1 protein-coding gene is annotated in these 596 nt (G+C 66.3%); it reads right to left on the reverse strand.

The features are described from left to right. Positions 1 to 596 (reverse strand): IS21 family transposase (gene istA / locus NKI24_RS35880; RefSeq protein ID WP_352750950.1); only part of this gene is annotated, 596 nt, incomplete at both ends.

A 596-nucleotide genomic window follows, 5' to 3' on the forward strand; every position in this document is an offset into this window, starting at 1 on the left:
CGGCCGCCCAGCACCACGACCTGGACGCTCTCCCCGATCAGCCGCCAGGGAACCGAGTAACTGTTCGTGTCCAGGTCGATTGCGCAATCTGCCTGGACCTTGCGCACGAGATCCCGCAGCTGCCCGAACGGCGCCCGTCCGCCCAGAGGGCGAAGCGCCACGGCCTCTTCGGCAAAGCGTTCCGCAGGAGCCACGCCGGTCGTGCCATGCACACGCTGATCGGCAATCTCGCGCGTCCACCGGTCCAGATGCGCCTCGAACGCCGCCCAGTTCTCGAACCGGCGGCCGGCAATCGCATTGTGCTTGACGTAGCCGACCCCGCGTTCGTCCTTTCCCTTCGTACGCGCCCGGTAGGGCGCACAAGCCCGTGGCGTAAATCCCCAGTAGCGGGCAAAGGCGTGCAGCCGCACATTGAAGCGCACCTCCCGCGTCGCCGCATCGTGATGTTCGACCAGCGCCTTCGGATTATCGAACAGCACTTCCGTTGGAACCCCGCCGAAGCGAAGGAAGGCTCCTTCCATCCCCTCCAACCAGTCCGCCTGGCGCTCCCGAAGCGAGGGACGGATATGCAGCCGACGCGAGTAACCCAGCGTTGC

It is taken from the genome of Mesorhizobium sp. M0701, from assembly GCF_040320365.1.
Classification (GTDB): domain Bacteria; phylum Pseudomonadota; class Alphaproteobacteria; order Rhizobiales; family Rhizobiaceae; genus Mesorhizobium.